19 protein-coding genes are annotated in these 20211 nt (G+C 68.5%); 7 read left to right on the top strand and 12 right to left on the bottom strand.

Annotation, left to right across the window (positions count from 1 at the left end; translation table 11 throughout):
• Window positions 1–541: 541 nt before the first annotated feature.
• Window positions 542–1033 carry a hypothetical protein gene (locus O0K41_RS13755; protein WP_164221653.1) on the bottom strand — a complete coding sequence of 164 codons (492 nt, stop codon included), beginning with the start codon at window positions 1031–1033 and terminating at the stop codon, window positions 542–544.
• Window positions 1034–1192: 159 nt separating this feature from the next.
• Between O0K41_RS13755 and O0K41_RS13750 the strand changes: the two genes are divergently transcribed.
• Window positions 1193–2155 (top strand): pyridoxal-phosphate dependent enzyme, encoded by a 963-nt coding sequence (locus tag O0K41_RS13750; protein WP_065183411.1) that lies wholly within the window; start codon window positions 1193–1195, stop codon window positions 2153–2155.
• Entirely contained in the window at window positions 2140–2784 is a 645-nt protein-coding gene (locus tag O0K41_RS13745; protein ID WP_024958800.1) for a YdcF family protein, read from the top strand. Before O0K41_RS13750 ends, O0K41_RS13745 begins: the two co-directional genes overlap by 16 nt.
• A 114-nt stretch (window positions 2785–2898) precedes the next feature.
• Here O0K41_RS13745 and bioC read toward each other — a convergent pair whose 3' ends face one another.
• The 5 genes from bioC to bioB form a co-directional block, all read right to left on the bottom strand.
• Entirely contained in the window at window positions 2899–3783 is an 885-nt protein-coding gene (bioC, locus tag O0K41_RS13740; protein WP_005414800.1) for a malonyl-ACP O-methyltransferase BioC, read from the bottom strand.
• A 12-nt stretch (window positions 3784–3795) separates the two neighbouring features.
• Window positions 3796–4575: an SDR family oxidoreductase gene (locus O0K41_RS13735; RefSeq protein ID WP_099481422.1), complete on the bottom strand. Its 780-nt coding sequence runs from the start codon at window positions 4573–4575 to the stop codon at window positions 3796–3798.
• Between the two features lie 29 nt (window positions 4576–4604).
• Complete coding sequence (gene bioH / locus O0K41_RS13730; RefSeq protein WP_099481421.1) at window positions 4605–5384, bottom strand: pimeloyl-ACP methyl ester esterase BioH; 780 nt, start codon at window positions 5382–5384, stop codon at window positions 4605–4607.
• A gap of 16 nt (window positions 5385–5400) precedes the next feature.
• Entirely contained in the window at window positions 5401–6624 is a 1224-nt protein-coding gene (bioF, locus tag O0K41_RS13725) for an 8-amino-7-oxononanoate synthase (RefSeq protein WP_164221651.1), read from the bottom strand.
• A 67-nt stretch (window positions 6625–6691) separates the two neighbouring features.
• Window positions 6692–7735 carry a biotin synthase BioB gene (bioB, locus tag O0K41_RS13720; RefSeq protein WP_164221649.1) on the bottom strand — a complete coding sequence of 348 codons (1044 nt, stop codon included), beginning with the start codon at window positions 7733–7735 and terminating at the stop codon, window positions 6692–6694.
• A 204-nt stretch (window positions 7736–7939) separates the two neighbouring features.
• Here bioB and O0K41_RS13715 point away from each other — a divergent pair, with 204 nt between their 5' ends.
• The 5 genes from O0K41_RS13715 (at window position 7940) to O0K41_RS13695 (ending at window position 12445) form a co-directional block, all read left to right on the top strand.
• Window positions 7940–9265, top strand: a complete 1326-nt coding sequence (locus O0K41_RS13715) for a chloride channel protein (RefSeq protein ID WP_099481418.1) — start codon at window positions 7940–7942, stop codon at window positions 9263–9265.
• Window positions 9266–9412: 147 nt separating this feature from the next.
• The gene (locus O0K41_RS13710; RefSeq protein WP_088435857.1) at window positions 9413–10582 is read left to right on the top strand and encodes an L-dopachrome tautomerase-related protein; all 1170 of its coding nucleotides are present in this window, start codon (window positions 9413–9415) and stop codon (window positions 10580–10582) included.
• Window positions 10583–10678: 96 nt separating this feature from the next.
• The gene (locus O0K41_RS13705; protein WP_149501370.1) at window positions 10679–11368 is read left to right on the top strand and encodes a ComF family protein; all 690 of its coding nucleotides are present in this window, start codon (window positions 10679–10681) and stop codon (window positions 11366–11368) included.
• A gap of 58 nt (window positions 11369–11426) precedes the next feature.
• The gene (locus O0K41_RS13700) at window positions 11427–11978 is read left to right on the top strand and encodes an HdeD family acid-resistance protein (RefSeq protein ID WP_005414787.1); all 552 of its coding nucleotides are present in this window, start codon (window positions 11427–11429) and stop codon (window positions 11976–11978) included.
• Window positions 11975–12445 (top strand): hypothetical protein, encoded by a 471-nt coding sequence (locus tag O0K41_RS13695; RefSeq protein ID WP_164221647.1) that lies wholly within the window; start codon window positions 11975–11977, stop codon window positions 12443–12445. The genes O0K41_RS13700 and O0K41_RS13695 overlap by 4 nt, the downstream gene beginning before the upstream one ends.
• Window positions 12446–12641: 196 nt before the next feature.
• On the opposite strand, the gene O0K41_RS13690 is transcribed toward O0K41_RS13695, so the two are convergent.
• From O0K41_RS13690 to O0K41_RS13665, 6 genes are all read right to left on the bottom strand, one after another.
• Window positions 12642–14429: an MFS transporter gene (locus O0K41_RS13690; protein WP_164221645.1), complete on the bottom strand. Its 1788-nt coding sequence runs from the start codon at window positions 14427–14429 to the stop codon at window positions 12642–12644.
• A gap of 123 nt (window positions 14430–14552) precedes the next feature.
• Window positions 14553–15680, bottom strand: coding sequence for an N-acetylglucosamine-6-phosphate deacetylase (gene nagA, locus O0K41_RS13685; protein WP_164221643.1), 1128 nt, complete (start codon window positions 15678–15680; stop codon window positions 14553–14555).
• Window positions 15677–16453, bottom strand: a complete 777-nt coding sequence (locus O0K41_RS13680) for a DeoR family transcriptional regulator (RefSeq protein ID WP_033833750.1) — start codon at window positions 16451–16453, stop codon at window positions 15677–15679. Before O0K41_RS13680 ends, nagA begins: the two co-directional genes overlap by 4 nt.
• 33 nt (window positions 16454–16486) lie before the next feature.
• Window positions 16487–17821, bottom strand: coding sequence for a D-tagatose-bisphosphate aldolase, class II, non-catalytic subunit (locus O0K41_RS13675; protein ID WP_088435856.1), 1335 nt, complete (start codon window positions 17819–17821; stop codon window positions 16487–16489).
• 16 nt (window positions 17822–17837) lie between these two features.
• Window positions 17838–18776 carry an ROK family protein gene (locus O0K41_RS13670; RefSeq protein WP_024958683.1) on the bottom strand — a complete coding sequence of 313 codons (939 nt, stop codon included), beginning with the start codon at window positions 18774–18776 and terminating at the stop codon, window positions 17838–17840.
• Window positions 18769–19923 carry an SIS domain-containing protein gene (locus O0K41_RS13665; protein ID WP_088435855.1) on the bottom strand — a complete coding sequence of 385 codons (1155 nt, stop codon included), beginning with the start codon at window positions 19921–19923 and terminating at the stop codon, window positions 18769–18771. The genes O0K41_RS13670 and O0K41_RS13665 overlap by 8 nt, the downstream gene beginning before the upstream one ends.
• Window positions 19924–20211 lie beyond the last annotated feature (288 nt).

Here is a 20211-nt window from a genome sequence, read left to right as displayed (position 1 = left end):
GTTCGGGGGGGGGGGGGGGCGGCGGGGGGGCGGCGCCGGGGTGGCGATTTTAGCGCCATTCGGGGCCGGGACGCCGGCACCGGCCAGTTGGCGTCGAAATCAACCCTAAAGTTGGCAGGATTTTTGCAGATAACCCAATAGCACCCATCGTGGCTGGCGCCGTAGGCGCCCGTGACCGGAATTGGAACAGGGGCCGGTACAGGTGCATGGTGGGGGAGCAGAGGGCCGGCAGTCGGGGGACTGTCCGGCCCTGTTTTTTGGGGGCGCCGGGAAAGGCCCCATCCACGCATGGCGTGGATCTACTGAAGCAGGGGCCTCGCCGGTCGGCGTCCGGCCAAAACAAACGGCCCCGCATTGCGGGGGCGTCTGCCTTCAGAGGTGCCGACATCCGACAGGGCCGGAACAGGGGGGATCCAGATGTTCCTGTCGGATATCGACGTAGAGCTTTTTGCGGCGGCCCGTGTCGTTTTTGTCACTTTGTGACGCGGGCCGTCACTGTCCGCGTAGATTGCGGCTTGGACCGTGTGAAATGCAAGACGGTTCAGCGCTCAACTGTGCGCTGCGTCGCACGATCCATGTTGCGCCAGGGGGAACCGTTCATCCTCGGCGGACTCGGTGCCGGGGACGGGCGGGCCTGCGGCGCGGGCGACGGCGGCTGCATGTTCGACTGCGGCGGGCGGCGCATCGAATCCATGTTCCGCCACGGGGAACCGCCGTTGTACGACGGCCGCGGCGGCGGCGGCGGACGGTTCTCGCCACCGTTGCCGGGCGGACGCGGCGGCGGGCGGTGGTTGTGCGGCGGGCGGTAGATCGGGCGCGAGTAGTACGGGTTGCCATAGCCGCCGTAGTAGCCGCCATAGCCACCGTAGTACGGGTAGCCGTAGTTGTAGGGATAGCCGGCCGGGTAGCGGTACTCCACCGACGGCGCGCCGTGGTAGTAGCCGCCACCGCGGCCACCGCCTACATAGTCGTAGGTGGTGCAGCCAGTCAGGCCCAACAACAGGCCACCGGCAAGCAACAGGCGCATTTTCATGGTGGGTCCCCCCAGAGGACGGATGTGCAGCCAGCTTCGTGCGCGGGCATTGAATCGGCCCTTAATTCGGCTGGCCAGGATGAATGGAGGCGTAGGCCTGCATGCTGGCATGACCTGTGCCCCGGTCGCCAGCGCGGGGGCATACGTTAATCTTGCGTCATGAGCGATTCACTGTTGCCCCGCGCCGATGATGTCCTGCTTGCTGCTGCGAGGATTGCCCCGCATGCCAGCGTGACCCCGGTGCTGCGCTCGCGCACCCTCGATGCAATGACCGGCGCGCAGTTGGCCTTCAAGGCCGAGCACCTGCAGCGTGGTGGCGCATTCAAGTTCCGTGGTGCCTGCAATGCGGTGTGGTCGCTGGATGCCGATCGCGCCAGTGCTGGTGTGGTGACCCATTCCTCCGGCAACCACGGCGCCGCGCTGGCCCTGGCCGCACGCACCCGGGGCATCCCCTGCCATGTGGTGGTGCCGGAGGGGGCGGTGGCCGCCAAACTGGCCAACATCGCCCGCCACGGCGCCACGCTCTGGCGCTGCCCGCCGACCATCGCCGACCGCGAGGCCACCTGCGCCAGGGTGCAGGCCGATACCGGTGCAACCCTGGTGCATCCCTATACGAACCCGGCGGTGATGGCCGGGCAGGGCACCGCGGCCCTGGAACTGCTGCACAGCGACGGCCCGTTCGACGCGCTGGTGGTGCCAGTGGGCGGCGGTGGCCTGGCCAGCGGTACTGCGCTGGCCCTGCAGCACGCCAGTCCGCAGACCCGGCTGATCCTGGCCGAGCCGGCCGGTGCCGATGACACCGCGCGCTCGCTGGCCATCGGCGAGCGTCAGGGCGCGTTCACCCCGGACACCATCTGCGATGGCCTGCGTACCCTGATTGGCGCGCCCAATTTCGAGTTGCTGCGCGCCGCCGGCGCCGAGGTGATCGTGGTCGATGACGCCGCGACGCTGGCGGCGATGCGCCTGCTGTGGGACGTGCTCAAGCAGGTGGTGGAACCCTCTTCGGCCACCGTGCTGGCTGCGGTGCTGGCGCAGCCGCAGCGCTTCGCCGGCCTGCGCGTGGGCCTGGTGTTGTCCGGCGGCAACGTCGACCTGCCAGCGCTGCGCTGGGGGGCGGCGTGAGCCGCGGGCGGCACCGCGAACGCACCGGCCTGCTGGGCTGGTTGTGGCGGCTGTTCGTGCTGCTGGTGATCTGGCTGCTGGGTGTGACCGCCTGGATCGTCTGGGTGGGTGAACGCGACCAGGCCGCCAAGGCCGACGCCATCATCGTGCTGGGTGCGGCCGCCTATGACGCCAAGCCGTCACCGGTGTTCGAAGAACGCATCCGCCACGGGCTGGATCTGTATGAAGCACGCTATGCGCCGCTGCTGATCTTCACCGGTGGCTATGGCGGCACCGGTGCGCGCTTCTCCGAGTCGCAGGTGGCGCGGCGCTATGCGCTGAAGCATGGCGTGCCGGACGATGCGATCCTGATCGAAACCGCTTCGCGCAATACCGTGCAGAACCTGGTTGAAGCCAAGCGGCTGATGGACCAGCGCGGCCTGCACCGGGTGATCGTCGTCAGCGATCCGCTGCACATGGCGCGCGCGCTGCGCCTGAGCAAGGCGCTCGGCATCGATGCGCTGGCCTCGTCCACGCCCAGCACGCGCTTCCGCAGCTTCCACACCAGCTGGCGCTTCCTGGTGCAGGAAATCTATTTCTTCCACCGCGACTTGGTGCGCCCGCCGTTGAGTTCGCCGGCCAATACCTGAGGGCGGAAGCCTGCGTTGCGCGCGGCGTCGCATTGGGTAGTGCCGGCCGCTGGCCGGCAGATGCCCACCAGGGAATCGTGAGGTTGCCGGCCAGCGGCCGGCACTACCAGACGATCAGGTCTGCTTGCGGCGGATCGGAATCGCCGACACCGGCACCGAGGCGACGTCATGCCCGCCTTCGCGGATCGGCGCGCCCGGGTCCGGTGCCCAGGCGTGGGCATAGATCACTTCCCAGCTGCTGGGCAGCTTGCCGTCGGCGCGCCGCATCGGTTCGTACGCCGCCGCCGCCGCCGCGAAACGACCACGCCCGGTCAGCGTATGGCGGCGGTCCACCCGCGCGTTGGTCGCACCCATCGCGCGCAGCTCGCGCATCAGCGAGGGCAGGTCGTCGTAGGTCAGGGTGAACAGATCGCGGTCCAGCACCGGGTCGCGGAAGCCGGCCATCATCAGCGCGTCGCCGAACTGGGCGATCTGCGCGAAGCGGCTCACGTGCGGACGATCATCGGCGGCGGCGAACGCTTCGTTGAGTTCCACCAGGGTTTCCGGGCCGAAGGTCGAGCACAGAAGCAGGCCCCCGGGCTTGAGCACGCGACGGAATCCGGCGAACACCGCCGGCAGGTCGTCCACCCACTGCAGGCACAGGTTGCTGAAGATCACATCCACGCTGTTGTCGGCCAGCGGCAGCGCGGCGGCATCGCCGCACAGGCGCTGGAACGGCTTCCACCACCCGGCCTGGCGCTTGGCCTGGTCCAGCATCGGCAGCGCCACATCCAGCGCGATCACCTGCGCCTTCGGCCAGCGCTTCTTCATCAACGCGCTGGCATGGCCGGTACCCGCGCCGATGTCCAGCACCACCTCGGGCTTGCGTGCCTCCAGGTAGTCCAGCGATTCGATCAGTCGCGACTGCACCTCGCGCTGCAGGGCGGCGGCGGCGTCGTAGCTGCTGGCGGCACGCGCGAACGCGCGGCGGACGTGGCGGGCATCGAAGTGGGACGGCATTGCGAAAGTCTCTTAGAACGTACCGGGGTAGGCGCCGCCGTCGATCAGCAGGTTCTGCCCGGTGAGGTAACCGGCCTGCGCACTGCACAGGAAGGCGCAGGCGGCGCCGAACTCGTCCGGCGTGCCGAAGCGGCCGGCGGGAATCTGCTGGCGGCGGCGTTCGGCCACTTCGCCAGCATCGCCGTCCTTGCCCGCACTGTGGGCGAAGTTGGCGCGCAGGCGGTCGGTGTCGAACTGGCCGGGCAGCAGGTTGTTGATGGTGACGTTGTGGGCCACGGTGCGGCGCGACAGGCCGGCGACGAAACCGGTCAGGCCGCTGCGCGCGCCGTTGGACAGCGCCAGGATGTCGATCGGGGCCTTCACCGCCGACGAGGTGATGTTGACGATGCGGCCGAAGCCGCGCTCGATCATCGCGTCGACGGTGGCGCGGATCAGCGCGATCGGCGCCAGCATGTTGGCCTCCAGCGCGGCGATCCAGTCGTCGCGCTCGAAACTGCGGAAATCGCCCGGCGGCGGGCCACCGGCATTGGTGACCAGGATGTCCACCTGTGGGCAGGCGGCCAGCGCGGCGGTACGGCCGGCCTCGGTGGTGACGTCGGCGGCGACGGCGCGTACCTCGGCAGCGCCGGGCAGCGCGCGCAATTGTTCGGCAGCGATCTGCAGTGCCGCCTCGCCACGGGCCACGATCACCACGTTGACGCCCTCACGGACCAGCGCGCGTGCGCAGCCCAGGCCGAGCCCCTTGCTGGCGCCGCAGACCAGTGCCCAGCGGCCGTTGATACCCAGATCCATGCGTCAGTCCTGCGGAATGTGGAAGGCGCTCATTTTCCGCCATCGGCCGGTGACAGGCCGGCAACAAAGTGTTGCAGGGCGGCCGCCACCTCGTCGGCATGGCCGAGGAAGGGCGCGTGGCCGCCGTGGGCGATGGTCAGCGCTTGCGCGCCCGGCGACAGCGCGGCCGCCGCCTGCATCGCGGCCGGCGACACCAGCCGGTCACGCTGGCCGGCGATCCACAGGCTGGGCTTGCCCAGCGTCGGCAGCGCGCCGCGCAGGTCGGTGTTCTCCAGCAGGCGCAGGCCCTCCAGCAGGGCGCGCTCGGTCGGTGCGCCGCGCTCGACCAGGCGCTGGCGCAGCGTGCGCAGCTCTTCGCGGGCGTGCGCCGAACCCATCACGTCCAGCGCCAGGAAGCGCTCCAGGGTGCCTGCGAAGTCGCTGGCCAGCTCGCGCCCGAACTGCTCGAACACTGCCGCTTCCACCGCGTGCGGCCAATCCTCGCCACGCACGAAGCGCGGCGTGGCGGCGATCATCGCCAGCCCGCGCACCTTTGGCAGCGTGGCCGCCGCGTGCAATGCGAACAGGCCGCCCAGTGACCAGCCGCACCACACCGCCGGTGGCGTGGCCGCGGCAATGGCACTGACCACGAATGGCAGGCGCAGCGGGGTGGTGTCTTCGCGGCTGTGTCCGTGTCCAGGCAGATCGACCCGATGCAGGGTGAACTGATCCGCCAGCCGCTCCACCAGCGGCGCGAACACGCCACCCTGCAGGGCCCAACCGTGGATCAGTACCAGGTCCGGCCCGCGGCCGGTCACTTCGATATGCATGGGCAACGACTGAAACTCAGGCAAAGGCAGGCAGCGGTGGCGGTGCAGCTTCGCGCACGGCCAGGGTCACGCGGTCACGCGCGCTGGCAATGGCGCTGACCAGGCCGCGCACCTGTTCCGGCGTGTGCAGTGCGGACAGCGTGACGCGCAGTCGTGCCTTGCCTTCCGGCACCGTCGGCGGGCGGATCGCACCAACCAGCCAGCCGGCCTGTTCCAGCGCGGACGACATCGCCACCGCGGCGTGGTCGTCGCCGCACAGCAGCGGTTGGATCGGCGTGTCCGACGCCATCAGGTCCAGGCCGTGGCGGCGCGCTTCGCTGCGGAACAGCGCGATCAGGTCGGCCAGCTTGGTACGGCGCCAGTGGTCACGGCGCGCCAGGCGCACCGCTTCCAGCGCTGCCGCCGCCATCGCGGGCGGCACGGCGGTGGTGTAGATGTAGGGGCGCGCGGTTTCGGCCAGATGCTCGATCAGGTCGTCGCGGCCGAGCACCAGGGCACCCGAGCCGCCCAGGGCCTTGCCCAGCGTGACCAGCTGCAGCGGCACGTCGTCCACGCCGAGCCCGGCGGCGGCCACGCTGCCGCGGCCATCACCGACAACGCCCACGCCGTGCGCATCGTCGACATAGAACAGTGCCTGTTGCAGGCGTGCAACCAGCGACAATGCACGCAGCGGCGCGATGTCGCCATCCATGCTGAAGACACCGTCGGTGGCCAACATCGCCGCGCCATCGGGCGCATGCTTGAGCTGGCGCATCGCGCCCTCCGCATCCAGGTGCGGATAGCGGCGCAGGCGCGCACCGGCCAGTCGCGTCGCGTCGAGCAGGCTGGCGTGGTTGAGCTTGTCCTGCACGCACACGTCGTTCTCTTCGCTCAGCAGCGCCTGCTGCACCGCCAGGTTGGCGGCGAAACCACTGCCGAACAGCAGCGCACGCGGATAGCCCAGCCACTCGGCCACTTCGCGCTCCAGCGCCTCATGCAGCGCGTGGTGGCCGCAGACCAGGTGCGAGGCACCGGCGCCAGCGCCTTCGCGCGCGGCGGCGTCCTGCAGTGCGTTGACCACGCTGAACTGCTGGGCCAGGCCGAGGTAGTCGTTGCTGCAGAAGCCGGTCAGCCAGTGGCCGTCCACTTCCAGGCGCACGCCATCACGACGGCTGACCGTGCGTCGCGGGCGGCGGCGGCCTTGGGCATCGCGCAGGGCGCGTTGGGCATGGAGTCGTGCGGTCAGGTCGGGGCGGGCCATGGCGGCTGAATGCGGCGACGGGGCGGCTAGGGTAGCGCGTTGCCGCGACGCCTGCCTGTGCCCCGCCTCAGGCTGCGTGCGCGCAACCGCAGCCGGGCGCATCGGCGCTGATATCGGCATGCACGGTACCGCCGTGGTCATGGCCCTCGGCGTCCACCTGCACCGCCATCGGCTGCAGCCCGAGCCGGGCGAACAGCGCCAGGTCGCGTTCGCTCTCCGGATTGCCGGTGGTCAACAGCTTGTCGCCGTAGAAGATCGAATTGGCACCGGCCAGGAAGCACAGCGCCTGCAGCTCGTCGCTCATCGCTTCGCGACCGGCCGACAGCCGCACCATCGAGCGCGGCATGGCAATGCGTGCCACCGCGATCATGCGCACGAACTCGAACGGGTCCAGTTCGGCACTGCCATGCAGCGGCGTGCCCGCCACCTGTACCAGCTTGTTGATCGGCACCGAATCGGGATGTGCCGGCAGCGAGGCCAGCGCCAGCAGCAGGCCGACGCGCTGCGCGCGCGTCTCGCCCATGCCGACGATACCACCGCAGCAGGTCTTCAAGCCGGCATCGCGCACGTGCTCCAGCGTGTCCAGGCGGTCCTGGTACTGGCGCGTGTGGATGATCGAATCGTAGTAATCCGGCGCGGTGTCGAGGTTGTGGTTGTAGTAGTCCAGGCCCGCATCCTTCAGCGCACGCGCCTGCTCGCCACTGAGCATGCCCAGCGTGGCGCAGGTCTCCAGGCCCAGCGCCTTCACCCCGGCGATCATCGCCGCCACCTTCGGAATGTCGCGGTCCTTCGGCGATCGCCACGCGGCGCCCATGCAGAAGCGCGATGCACCGGCGGACTTGGCCTGGCGCGCCTTGGCCAGCACCGCGTCGGTCTCCATCAGCTTCTGCGCGTTCACCCCGGTGCTGTAGCGCTGCGCCTGCGGGCAGTACGCGCAGTCTTCCGGGCAGCCTCCGGTCTTCACCGACAACAGCGTGGACACCTGCACCTGCGCCGGATCGAAGTGCTCGCGGTGCACCGCGGCGGCGCGGAACAGCAACTCGGGAAACGGCAGATCGAACAGCGCCTGCAGTTCGTCGTGTTGCCAGTCGTGGCGGATGGCAGCAGCCATGGCGGGACCTTGGATACGAGTGGAGCGAGGGCGGCAGTGTGGGTGGGCGCGGGGAGGCTGTCAACCATTTCAATTTTAATTTGGTTTACGGATCGTCGGCGCAATAGAGCATCGAGCGAAGCGCCGCATTTCACCGCATGCTGCAAGGCGTCCAGCCACAGTGCCTGCTGCACAACGCAAGTGCTGGCGCGCAGACTCTTTCCCATGTTTGATCTTTACCGCCTTCGTGGCCGCATCACCGCGCTGGTCCTCAGCGAGGCCTGGCGCCGCCGCGCCGCGCTGTGGGGCGGCGCGGTGGCCGTGGCACTGGTGGCGATCCTGTTTGCCAAGGCCAGCGATGCGGCCTTCCATCTGTTCCAGCGCATCACCTCGCACTCGCCGTGGTGGGCCCTGCTGCTCACGCCGGGCATCTTCGCGCTGCTGGCCTGGCTCACTTCCGGCGTGCTGAAGCCCACGCGGGGCAGCGGCATTCCGCAGGTCATCGCTGCGCTGGACAAGGCCGATGAGCCGTTCCGGAAAACCAACCTTTCCCCAGCGGTTTCGGCCGGCAAGCTGCTGCTGACCTCGCTGTCGCTGCTGGGGGGCGCATCGGTCGGGCGCGAGGGGCCCACCGTGCACGTAGGCGCAAGCCTGATGTATCTGTTCGGCCGCTGGTTCGGCTTCAAGGATCCCCGCGAGCTCTCGCACTTTCTGTTGGCCGGGGGCGCTGCTGGTATTGCGGCGGCGTTCAACACGCCGCTGGCCGGCATCGTCTTCGCCATCGAGGAGCTCAGCGGCCGTTTTGAACATCGCTTCTCCGGCACCCTGTTGACCGCGGTGATCGTCGGCGGCGTGGTATCGCTCGGCCTGTTGGGCAACTACACCTATTTCGGCCATGTGAGCGCGCGTCTGCCGCTCGGCCAGGGCTGGCTGGCGATCCTGCTGTGCGGCGTGGTGGCGGGCCTGCTGGGCGGGCTGTTCGCACGTGCGGTACTGTCCAGCGCGGCGGGCCGTCCGCGTTGGCTGGGGCAGCTGCGGCAGCGGCATCCGGTCTTGCTGGCCGCGGGCTGCGGCCTGGTGGTGGTCGTGCTGGCCCTGGTGTTCGGCGAAGGCGCGTTCGGCACCGGTTACGAACAAGCGCGCAGCCTGGTGCAGGGCCAGGCGCTGGTCGGCCACGAGTTCGGGTTGATGAAGCTGCTGGCCAACCTGGCCTCGTACGTGGCGGGCATTCCCGGTGGCCTGTTCTCACCTGCGTTGGCGGTCGGCGCGGGACTCGGCCACAACCTGTCAGTGCTGATGCCGGGCGTTGACCCGCGCGCGTTCGTGTTGCTGGGCATGTGCGCCTACCTGACCGGTGTGACCCAGGCACCACTGACCTCGGCGGTGATCTCGCTGGAGCTGACCGACAGCGGTGATCTGCTGCTGCCGATCCTGGCCACGGTGCTGATCGCGCGTGGCGTGTCCGGGCTGGTGTGCCGCGTGCCGATCTACCGCGGGTTGGCGGAGTTGTTGATGGTGCCGCAAGCAGAGTCAGCGGATAGGCATCGCTGATTGCCTTGATCGACAGGATAAATCAGGCCGCAATCTTCACTTTTGCAGTGAAGCTGATTCCCCGTTGCACCGTCTACCCGATGCCAGGTGCGCCGCTGAAGATGCACCCACGCCGGGGCTGCACCCGGACCTGCATCGAGAGCGACCATGATCAACTGCCGTATCCGCCGTCTGGCGGCTGCCGTCCTGGCCCTGGCCAGTTCCCCCATGCTGGCGATCGCCGGTACCCCATTGCTGCCCAGCGAGCGCAGCATCGGCACCCTCGAACCGGTGGCGCGTTTCGAGGGCGCCATGCCCACCAGTGTGGCGGTCTCCGAAACCGGGAGGATCTTCGTCAACTTCCCGCGCTGGGGCGATGAGGTGCCCTACAGCGTGGCCGAGTGGCGCGACGGCCGCGCCGTGCCCTATCCGGATGCGCGCATCAACCGCAAGGACGGTCCCGATCCGGCGGCCCACTTCATCAGCGTGCAGAGTGTGGTGGCCGATGGCCAGGGTCGGTTGTGGGTGCTGGACACCGCCGCGCCCGGGTTCTCTGCACCACAGGCCGGCGGCGCCAAGCTGGTGGCGATCGATCTGGCCACCAATACCGTGGCCAGAACGCTGGTGTTCCCGGCCAACGTCATCGACGCGCGCACCTACGTCAACGATGTGCGCTTCGATTTCCGTGTCGGTCGCGAGGGCGTCGCCTACGTGACCGACTCGTCGCTGAGCGGCATCGGCGGCATCATCGTGATTGACCTCGCTACCGGCGCCGCGTCCAAGCGCCTGATCGGTCATGTGTCAACATCGGCGGATCCGGCATTCGTACCGATCGTGGAAGGACAGCAGATGCGGCTGCGTAACGCCGATGGTTCGTCGGCGCCGTTCACCGTGGCCGCCGATGGCATCGCCCTGTCGCCCGATGGTGGCACCCTGTTCTACACACCCTTGTCCAGCCGTCATCTGTACAGCGTGCCGACCGCGCTGCTGCGCGACCCGAAGCTGAGTGAAGCGGAACTGGCGGCGGCGGTGGTCGACCTGGGCGACAAGGGCGCCTCCGATGGCATGGAGATGGATGCCAACGGGCGGTTGTATGCCAGCGACTACGAGCACAACGCCATCCATGCCCGCGACGCGCAGGGGCGCTGGACGACCGTGGTGCACGATCCACGCATCCTGTGGCCCGATACCTTGTCGATGGGGCCCGATGGCTATCTGTACTTCACCGCCAACCAGCTGCACCGGCAGGCCGGATTCAATGGTGGCGTGGATCGCCGGCAGACGCCGTACATGGTGTATCGCACCCGGGTGGATGCGAAGCCTGCGCCAACGCGGTGAAGTGATCGGGGCAGGAGGCGGGCGATGAAAATGCCTACGGGTCGTTGAGGGCGCCCCCGATAGCAACCCGCTGAGGGCGGCGACATGCTGAAGTGCATGTCTGCCTTCTTCGACCCGGTCCGCCACGTGCAGGCCGCACTTCGCGTGCTGCTACCGCTGCGCTGCCTGGTCTGCGGTGACCCGGGCCACGATGGACTCGATCTCTGTGATGCCTGCCTGGCCGGACTGCCCTGGGCCGGCCGGGCCTGCCTGCGCTGCGCGTTGCCGTTGCCCGAGACCGCGTTGATCGTCTGCGGCACCTGCCGCGAGGAGGTACCGCCGCAGGCCGCCACGCATGCCAGCCTGCTGTACCTGCCGCCTGTGGATCAGCTGCTTGTGCGCTACAAGTTCCATCAGGATCTGTCGGTCGGGCGCCTGCTTGCGCAGCTGATGCAGCGCGCACCACCACCCTGGTCGTGCGCGTCGCTGGTGCCGGTGCCGCTGCATGGGCGGCGCCTGCGCCAGCGCGGCTACAACCAGGCCGCCGAACTGTGCCGGTTGCTGCCGATGCCGGTCTGGCAGGGGCTGTACCGGCGGCGGCATACCGCACCACAGTCCGAGCGTACGGCCGAACAGCGCCGGGAAAATCTGTTCGACGCGTTTGCGGTTCGTGGTCCGGTGCCCACGCGGCTGACCGTGGTCGATGACGTGATGACCACCGGCAGCACGGTGATGGAGGTTGCCGAGACGCTGCGCCTGGTCGGTGCTGCGGAGGTGCGCGTCTGGGTCTGTGCGCGGGCGCCGTGATCCCCCTCTTCATCACAACGGGCTAGGATAAACCCGATTCCGGATCGAAGGAGTGGCCATGAATTCCCCCTTGTCTCCCCTGTTGTCGGCAATCGGCCGTAGCTGGTGGATCCTCCTGCTGTATGGCCTGGTCGCTCTCGGCTTCGGCATCATCGCCATCGGCTGGCCCTTGTCGGCGGCCATGGCACTGGCCTGGACGCTGGGCGTGATGGCCATCATCGAGGGCGTCATCAGCCTGTTCGCATTGATCAATGGCGGCAGCGGCGCGTCCCGCGGCTGGCTGGCGCTGTACGCCCTCGCCTCGCTGGGCTTCGGTATCCTGGCGGTGATCAATCCGCTGGCCACCGCCAGCGTGCTGGTGCTGTTCTTGGCGGCGTGGCTGCTGGTGGCCGGCATCTATCGCATCGTATTCGCGATCCGCGTGCGCAAGCAGATCCAGGGCGAATGGTTGCTGATCCTCAGCGGCGTGCTGGCCGTGGTGCTGGGCCTGTTGTTTGCGGCCAACCCGTATGCCGGCGTGGCGGTCACCACGCTGTGGATCGGTATCGGCAGCCTGCTGTACGGCCTGCTGCAGGTGCTGGTGGCATTCAAGCTGCGGAAGCTGAAGTGAGAACGGCGCTTCCGCTGTTGCTGGGCGTGGCCTTGACCCTGGCCGGCTGCATGCCGGGCGCCACGCCCGCAGTGCAGACAGTCGAGCGCCATGCACCGCGCCCCGGTGTGGATGTGCGCCTGAGCGCGGTCGATGCGGATGGCAAGGGCACGCAAGCGCAGTGGCAGGGCGAGACCCTGGCGCTGCGCGAGCCGCCGATTGCCGACAGTGCAGATATCGCCGATGTGCGCTATGTGCTGGACGCGGGCCAGGAGCCCGGCCTGCAGATCCGGTATCGGCCAGAAGCACGCCAACGCATCCACGATGGCACGGCGGCGCTGGTGGGGCAACGAGCGGCGATCAGCGTGGATGGTCGCGTGCTGATGGTGGCGACGGTGAAAGGCCCGTTCGGTGAATCGATGATGCTGAGCGGGCTGCCGAGCGTTGCCGAGGCGCAGGCGTTGGCCAGGCATATCACCGGGAAGTGATGGCAGCGGTAGAGTCGACTGTTAGTCGACTCACGCGCGTAGCGCGGCGTTCCTGGTGTTGGAGCGAAGAGCAGTCGACCAACAGTCGACTCTACCCGGTCTGCGTGCCGCACCCATCGGCGTGCCATACCGTCATCGGCGGGCCATACCCCGTTGGCATGTCATGGGGTATGGCCGACGCCAGGTGCAGGCGCTGTCAGCCCCGCTTTCCCGCGAACCGTGCCTCGATCTCCTCCAGTGACTTGCCCTTGGTCTCCGGCAGCCAGAACGCGGCTACCAGGAAGAACACGAAGGTGCAGGCCGCCCAGAACACGAACATGCTGGCGTAGCCGTAGTGGCCCACCGTCGGCAGGAAGATGGCGGCGATGGTGGTCGACACGAACTGGTTGATCAGCAGTGCGATGCTCATGCCGTTGGAGCGGATGCGGTTCGGCATCAGCTCCGACAGTGCCAGCCACACGCACACGCCGGGGCCGACCGCGAAGAACGCGACGAACACCAGGATGCAGGCGGCCACGGCCCAGCCGTGTGCCGGTGGCGGCACCGGGCCGATGCGCGCCTGTTCGATGCGCAGCGGCGCCTGCGCGGCACTGGCCGGGTCGGCGAACGGGTTCAGATGCAGCTTGCGGAAGAACGCACCAATCACACTGTCGGGCTGCACGGTGCCGGCGCGCTCGATGCGCAGCTCGCGATCGGTCAGGTTGTCGCTGCGCAGGGCGCGCACGTTGGTAAAGTCACCATAAGCGTAAGACACAGTCAGCTGCATCGGTCGGCCCTGGCTGTCGATCCCCACGCCCAGGCGCTGCCACTGTGCGTCATCAAGCACCAGCTGCAGGCCGTCGCCGCTGACCGCGGCCTGCAGCTGCGGCTGCACATCGGCACGGCCGCGCTCGGCCTGGAAGAACAGCGTGGCCGCGGCCAGCAGCGCCACGCAGATGCCACCACTGCCGAGCATCAGCAGGAACTTGCGGCCCTTGCGGTCGACCAGCAGCAACGCGACCACGGTCATCACCGCATTGAGCAGCTTGATCGCCACGTCGGCGCCGTTGGCCACTGAACCGGACAGGCCGGCCTGGTTGAGGATGTTCACCGCGTAGGCCAGCACCGAGTTGATGCCGGTGGCCTGGGTGCAGGCCAGCACCACGCAGGCGAGCAGGAACGGCACCACGTAGCGGCGGCTGAGCAGCGGATCGCGCTTGCCGTCGCTGCTGCTCGACTCCGGCGCCTGGATCTGGGCCAGGGTGGGCTCGACATCTGCGGCGGGCAGGACGCGCTGGAGGCTGCGGCGGGCTTCATCGATGCGACCGCGGCGCACCAGCCAGCGTGGTGATTCGGACAGCCAGAAGATGCCGGCGCAGAACAGCAGGCCCGGCGCCAGGCAGGTCCAGAAGATGGTGCGCCAGGCGTGGTCCTTCACCGTGAACAGTTCCTGCGCCTGCTGCGCGACCGGCAGCGAACGCACGGCTTCGGCGGCGGCATCGACGGCGTGGGCGTGGTACAGGCCGATCAGGGCTGCCAGCACCAGGCCAACGGTCAGCAGCAGCTGGAACATCGCCGCGCCGCGCCCACGTCGCTCGGGGCTGAGCACTTCGGCCAGGTACAGTGGAATCACTACGCCGATCAAACCGCCACTGATGCCCTGCAGCAGGCGCCCCAGCAGCAGCGGCGTGTAGCCGGAGGCCAGTGCCATGATCGGAATCGAGGCGGTGAACAGCAGGCCGGCCAGCAGCATCGCGCCGCGGCGGCCGATCAGGTCGGCAACGATGCCGGCGAACAGCGAGGACAGCACGCTGCCCAGCAGTACCGCTGCCACCACGAAGCCGAGCTGCTGGCTGCTGAGCTGCCAGGCGTGGCTGGCAGTTGCTTCAAGATAGGGCAGGGCGCCGGCGATGATGCCGATGTCGATGCCGTACAGCAGGCCACCCAGGCCGCCGATGAAGAGCAGGTAGCGTACGGGCCAGCGCGGAGCGGTGCGTGCAGTCATCGGCATATCCCAGAAGGTGTTTCGGTGCGGATTGCTTTCTGTAGAGTCGAGCCATGCTTGACTGACCGCGCATGGCGCGGCAGAGCAGTCGAGCATGGCTCGACTCTACAAAGGCGCGGTGCGTCAGGCTGGTGTTGCGTTCAGATCGACCACGCGCCCACCCACCACCACCTGCTGCAGGCGCAGTTCGGCGTCCAGCACCACCAGGTCGGCGCGGGCGTCGGGCGCGATGCAGCCGCGATCGCCCAGGCCCAGGTAGTCGGCCGGGAAGGTGGAAACACGCTGCGAGGCATCGGCCAGCTCCAGGCCCACACGCACCAGGTTGCGCAGCGCCTGGTCCATGGTCAGCGCGCTGCCGGCCAGCGAACCCGTGGCCAGGCGCACGCAGCCGCCGCACTTGTGCACGCGCTGCTCGCCCAGTGCGTACTCGCCATCGGGCATGCCGGTGGCGGCGGTGGCGTCGGTCACCGCGTACAGGCGTGGGATCGCGCGCGCGGCCAGGCGGATCACGCCGGGATGGATGTGCTGCAGGTCGGGAATGATCTCGGCGTACTGTGCATGCGCGAGTGCCGCCGCCGCGATGCCCGGGCGATAGTGATCGACGCCGGTCATGCCGTTGAACAGATGGGTGAAGCCAGAGGCACCGGCCTGCAGCGCAGCAACACCTTCTTCGTAGGTACCGGCGCTGTGGCCGAGCTGCACGCGGATGCCCATTGCCGAAAGCGCGGGAATCAGCGCGGTGTGCTCGCCGATCTCCGGCGCCAGCGTCATCACCCGGATCGGCGCCAGCGCGTGCAGTTGCTGCACCAGTGCCAGCGTCGCCTCGATCGTCCGATTGGGCTGTGCACCCAGGCGCTGCGGGCTGATGAACGGCCCTTCCAGGTGCACGCCGACGATGCTGGCGGCGTCGGCATCGGGCGCCGCCATCGCCGCAGCCACGCCGTGCAGCGCGTGCTCGATCTCATCCAGGCCGGCGGTCATGGTGGTCGCCAGCAGCGTGGTGGTACCGAAGCGCAGATGGGTGCGGGCGATGGTGCGCGCCACGTCGCCGCCCTGCATCAGGTCCACCCCTGCAGCGCCGTGCACATGCAGGTCGATGAAGCCGGGCAGGATCACCGGCAGCTGCAGGTCATCAGCGCCGCTGTGGTCGTCCACCTGCAGCTGGCGCACGTGGGAATCGAAGTGGACGTGGCCACGCCGCCAACCCAGCGGGGTGAGGATGCGGCCATGCAGGGAACGGGTGTCGCTCATGCGGTGGGCTCGGCGATGATCACCTCTATGCCCAATCGCTGCAGTCCCTCGCGGGACGCGTCGTCGATGCCGGCATCGGTGATGATGGTGTGGATCTGATCCAGCAGGGCGATGCGGTGCAGGCTGACGCGCCCGAACTTGGAGGCGTCGGTCAGCACCACGATGCGGCGTGCACGCTCGACCATGCGATGGTTGAGGCGGGCTTCGGCTTCGTCATGGGTGGTCAACCCGAACTGCAGGTCCAGGCCATCCACGCCCAGGAACAGCGTGTCGAAGCTGTAGGAGTTGAGGCTGGCTTCGGCCTGGCTGCCCTGCAGCGACAGCGACTGCTGGCGCAGCAGGCCGCCGGTCAGCAGCACGTTGATGCCGGCCGCGTTGGCCAGTTCCCAGGCGATGTTCAGCCCGTTGGTCATCACCGTCACGTCGCGCTGCGTGCGCAGGTGGCGGGCCAGGGTCATCGTGGTCGAGCCGGAGTCGATGATGATGTTGTCACCAGGCCGTACCAGGCGCGCGGCACACGCGCCGATCGATTCCTTCAGCGGCAGGTTCAGTGCGTCCTTTTCGTGGATGTCCTGTTCCTGCGGCGGCGTGCGCACCAGCGTGGCGCCACCGTGGGTACGGTTGGCCAGGCCCTGCGATTCGAAATGGGTCAGGTCGGCACGGATGGTCACCGCCGACACGCCGAAGCGCTCGACCAGATCGGCCACCTGCACCGAGCCGTGCTCGATCAGCAGCTGCAGGATCTGTTGCCGGCGGGAGCGGGTGTTGCGCATGGCCATTCTCGGTTTCGCGGGGAAAGGTAGAGATTAGCCGTTCGCAGCAACTGCGGCAGCCGAACGTGCGTTCTGCGTGCGGGTTCCGGCCTGGTTGGCGCTGCAGGCACGGGCGTACTCACCCAGGCACAGGCCGATACGGTGCTGCACCAGTGCGGTGGGGGTGTTGGCCAGGGTGCCTTCGCGCACGGCGCGGTACTGTTCCGGCAGGTACTGGCTGAGCAGCACCAGCGGCGGCGCGTGCTGTTCCAGGTTGGCGAACAGGGTCTCCACCGCCTGTACCAGCGCCGGCTCGCCCCAGTAGTAGCGGCAGCGGTCGCTGAAGGAGTAACTGCGCAGCAGGCGCAGCGCTGCCTCATCGCCCTGGTAGTAGGACTGCCAGTACTTCGGCTGCGCCACCATCACCTCGTCCAGCACCTGCGGCAGGCGCGAGCATTGTGCGGCCGGCAGCAGTTCTGCCTCGATCGCGGCCAGCGCGAACAGCGCTTCGCGGTAGGCGAAGGTCGCCGCCGGGCCGACCTTGAGGATGGCGAAGTGGTCGCGCACCAGCGCGTGCAGGCCGCTTTCGCGCTGGTAGTCGGTGGAGTGCGCCTCGAACACGATGCGTGGCTGCTGTTCCAGGAAGTCGGCCAGCGTGCTGGCGGCGGCCGGGTCGTATTCGTGCACGCTGCTGTGGTCGAAGTCGACGCCCGGCTGCACCACCATCGCGATCACGCGCTGCCACGCATCACGCAGCTGCGGCGTGTCGAACGCCTGCTGGTGGATGGCCAGGGTCTGCGCGGCGGCGGCCGGCGTGGTCACCTGCAGTCCCTCGGCAAGCGAGGCTTCTCCACCGGGAATCGGCACCTCGGTACCGATCACGTAGACCGGCGGCGGCAGGCCGTGTTCGGCGGCGGTGCGTTCGGCGATCTCGGCCAGCTCGGCCGAGCGTGCGGCAACGATGGCATCGGGCAGCGGCACCGGGTCATCGGCGCAGGACATGCTGCAGTCGAGATGGATCTTGTGGAAACCGGCGGCGACGTAGGCTTCGATCAGCACGCGCGCGTGGGTCATCGCTTCGGCGGCCGGGCGCTTCTGCCAGGCATTCGGGCCAAGGTGGTCACCGCCGAGGATCAGCCGTTCGCGCGGGAAGCCTTCCTCATCGGCCAGGGCGCCGACGTAATCGCGGTACTGCGGCGGGGTCATGCCGGTATAGCCGCCGAACTGATCGACCTGGTTGGAGGTGGCCTCGACCAGCAGCACGGTGCCGTGTGCCAGCGCCACGTGCATGGCCGCGCGCAGCACCTGCTCGTTGCTGCAGCAGACGCTGTACAGGCCGACGTTGGCACCGGCGCGGTGGGAGGCAAGCAGGGTCTGCAACGGGGACATGGTCAGGCTCCGGACATCAGGAAAACGAGGGTTGGCAGGCGAGCAGGGCGGCACCACGTGCGCCACCGGCATCGCCGAAGCGCGGCGGCACGATCGGGGGTACCTGCACGCCGTTGAACAGATGGGCAGCGATGGCCGACGGCAGCTGCTGGTACAGCGGCGCGTACTGCGAGAGACCTCCGCCGAGCACGATCACGTGCGGGTCCAGCGCCAGCACCAGCGCGGCCAGGCTGTGGCCAAGCAGATCGCGGTGGATGTCCAGCGCCTTGCGCGCACGTGCATCGCCGGCTTCGGCCAGGGCGATCACGGCGCTGGCGTCGGCGGCGCTGCCACCGAGGTGCCGCTCGATCATCGCCACACCGCTGCCGGACACATAGCGCTCCACGCAGCCCTGCAGGCCGCAGCCGCAGTCCAGCAGCGGCAGGCCATGGCGCTGCAGCAGATGGCCGGGCACGCTCCAGTGGCCCCATTCGCCGGCCAGGCCGTTGAAGCCGGACAGCAGCCGGCCGTGCAGGCAGAAGCCGCCGCCGGCACCAGTGCCGAGGATGGCGCCGAACATGCTGGGGTAGCCGTCAGCCGCGCCGCCGTGCGCTTCAGACAGGGCAAAGCACTGCAGATCGTTGCCGAAGTGGAGCGGGCGCTGCAGGCGTGCCTGCAGATCCTGCGCCACGCATTGGCCGGTCAGTGCAGGCACGTTCGCGCTGAGCTGGCGACCGCTGCGGCGGTCACGCACGCCGGGCAGGGCGATGCCGATGGCCGCATCGCTGCGGCCGAGGGCGGCGTCCGCCTCGGCCACCAGCGCCACCACCGCCTGCAGGAAGCCGTCGTAGTCACCCTGTGGGGTGGCCACGCGGCGGCGCCAGGTGACCTGCATCGCCGCATCGCACGCCACCAGCTCGATCTTGGTGCCGCCGATGTCGATGCCGTAGCAGGCGTGGGCGATCAGCTCAGCCATGGTGGATGGTGACGCCCTTGACGACGCGGTTGACGGTGCCGTCCGGGAACGGGTTGTCCGGGGTCAGGCCAAGCGCGGCCGAGCGCTGCAGCGCGAACAGCTGCGCGAAGCCCAGCCACACTGGCGCCAGCCACGGATCGTCCAGTGCCGGCACGGTGAGGGTGTATTCGTCATCGGCGCCGATGTCCGAATGCGGGCCGATTGCCAGCACCTGGCCGGCCACGCCGTCGCGGCGCAGTTCTTCCAGCAGGTCCTGTTCGTAGCGGCGCGCCAGCGGCTGCACGCTGCGCAGCACCACCACCAGGGTGTTGCCATCCAGCGTCGACTTCGGCCCATGACGGAAGCCCAGCGGGGTGTTGGCCAGCGCCAGCACGCGGCCAGCGGTCAGTTCCAGCACCTTCAGCGCGCACTCGCGTGCCAGCGCTTCCAGCGGGCCGCTGCCGAGGTAGATGATGCGGTTGAACGGGCGCTGCGCCAGCGCCGCCACCGGTGCGTCCCACTGCGCCTGGCCTTCGCGGGCCAGCGCGGCGATCTGCTTCAGGCGCGCCACGCGCGCATCCCACGGCGAACGATCGAACACGCTCAGCGCGGCCAGCAGCATGCAGGTCAGGCTGCTGGTCATGGCGAAGGCGCGGTCGCAGCTGGCCGACGGCATCAGCAGGGTGCAGGTATCGGCACGGCCGGCCCCACGGCGGGCCAGTTCGCCATCGGCGTTGCAGGTGATGTCGAGGAAGCGCGCGTCATCCACGTCGCTGCGCACGCGGTCAACCGCCGCCACGCTTTCCGGGCTGGAACCGCTGCGGCCGAACGAGACCAGCAGGGTCGGGCGGTCGCGCTGCAGGTACAGCGCCGGGTGGGTCAGCAGGCTGGTGGTGTGCACCACGCGCACATCGGCTGGCCACTGCGCGTTGATCGCGTCGGCCACCATTTCGGCGATGAAGCCGGAGCTGCCGGCGCCGGTGAACAGCACGCGCTGGTTGGGATCGTTGAGGCTGTCGCCGAGGAAGGCCTGCAGGCGGTCGCGGGCACGCGACAGGTCCTGTGCAAGGGCTTCCCACAGCGCAGGCTGCTGGGCGATTTCGGTAGCGGTATCGGCTCCGCCAAGGCGCTGCCAGGCGGACACATCGGAAAGCAGGGTGACGTCCATTCGGAGGTTCCAGTTGGGCCAGCGCACCATCTGCGTTTTCTTTCGAAATGTCAAATAGCGAAAGTAAAAAGAAAGAAAATGTGACGCCGACTTCGCTCCGCCCAGAGCACGTCGGAAAACGCAAGAATCCGCCGGATGCCGTATCGCACAATGCTTAACAGGCGTCTGCAAGCGATTACACAAAGTATTGCGGCGCAACAACTTTCGTTTCAATGGAATATATCTTCCTTTTTCCTTTCAATTTGTTGACATCTTTCGAATCGCTGCCCTAGAGTCGGCCCAATCGCT

It is taken from the genome of Stenotrophomonas sp. Sm2128 (genome assembly GCF_030985535.1).
Classification (GTDB): domain Bacteria; phylum Pseudomonadota; class Gammaproteobacteria; order Xanthomonadales; family Xanthomonadaceae; genus Stenotrophomonas; species Stenotrophomonas maltophilia.
This window is presented reverse-complemented; position numbering and strand designations above follow the sequence as displayed.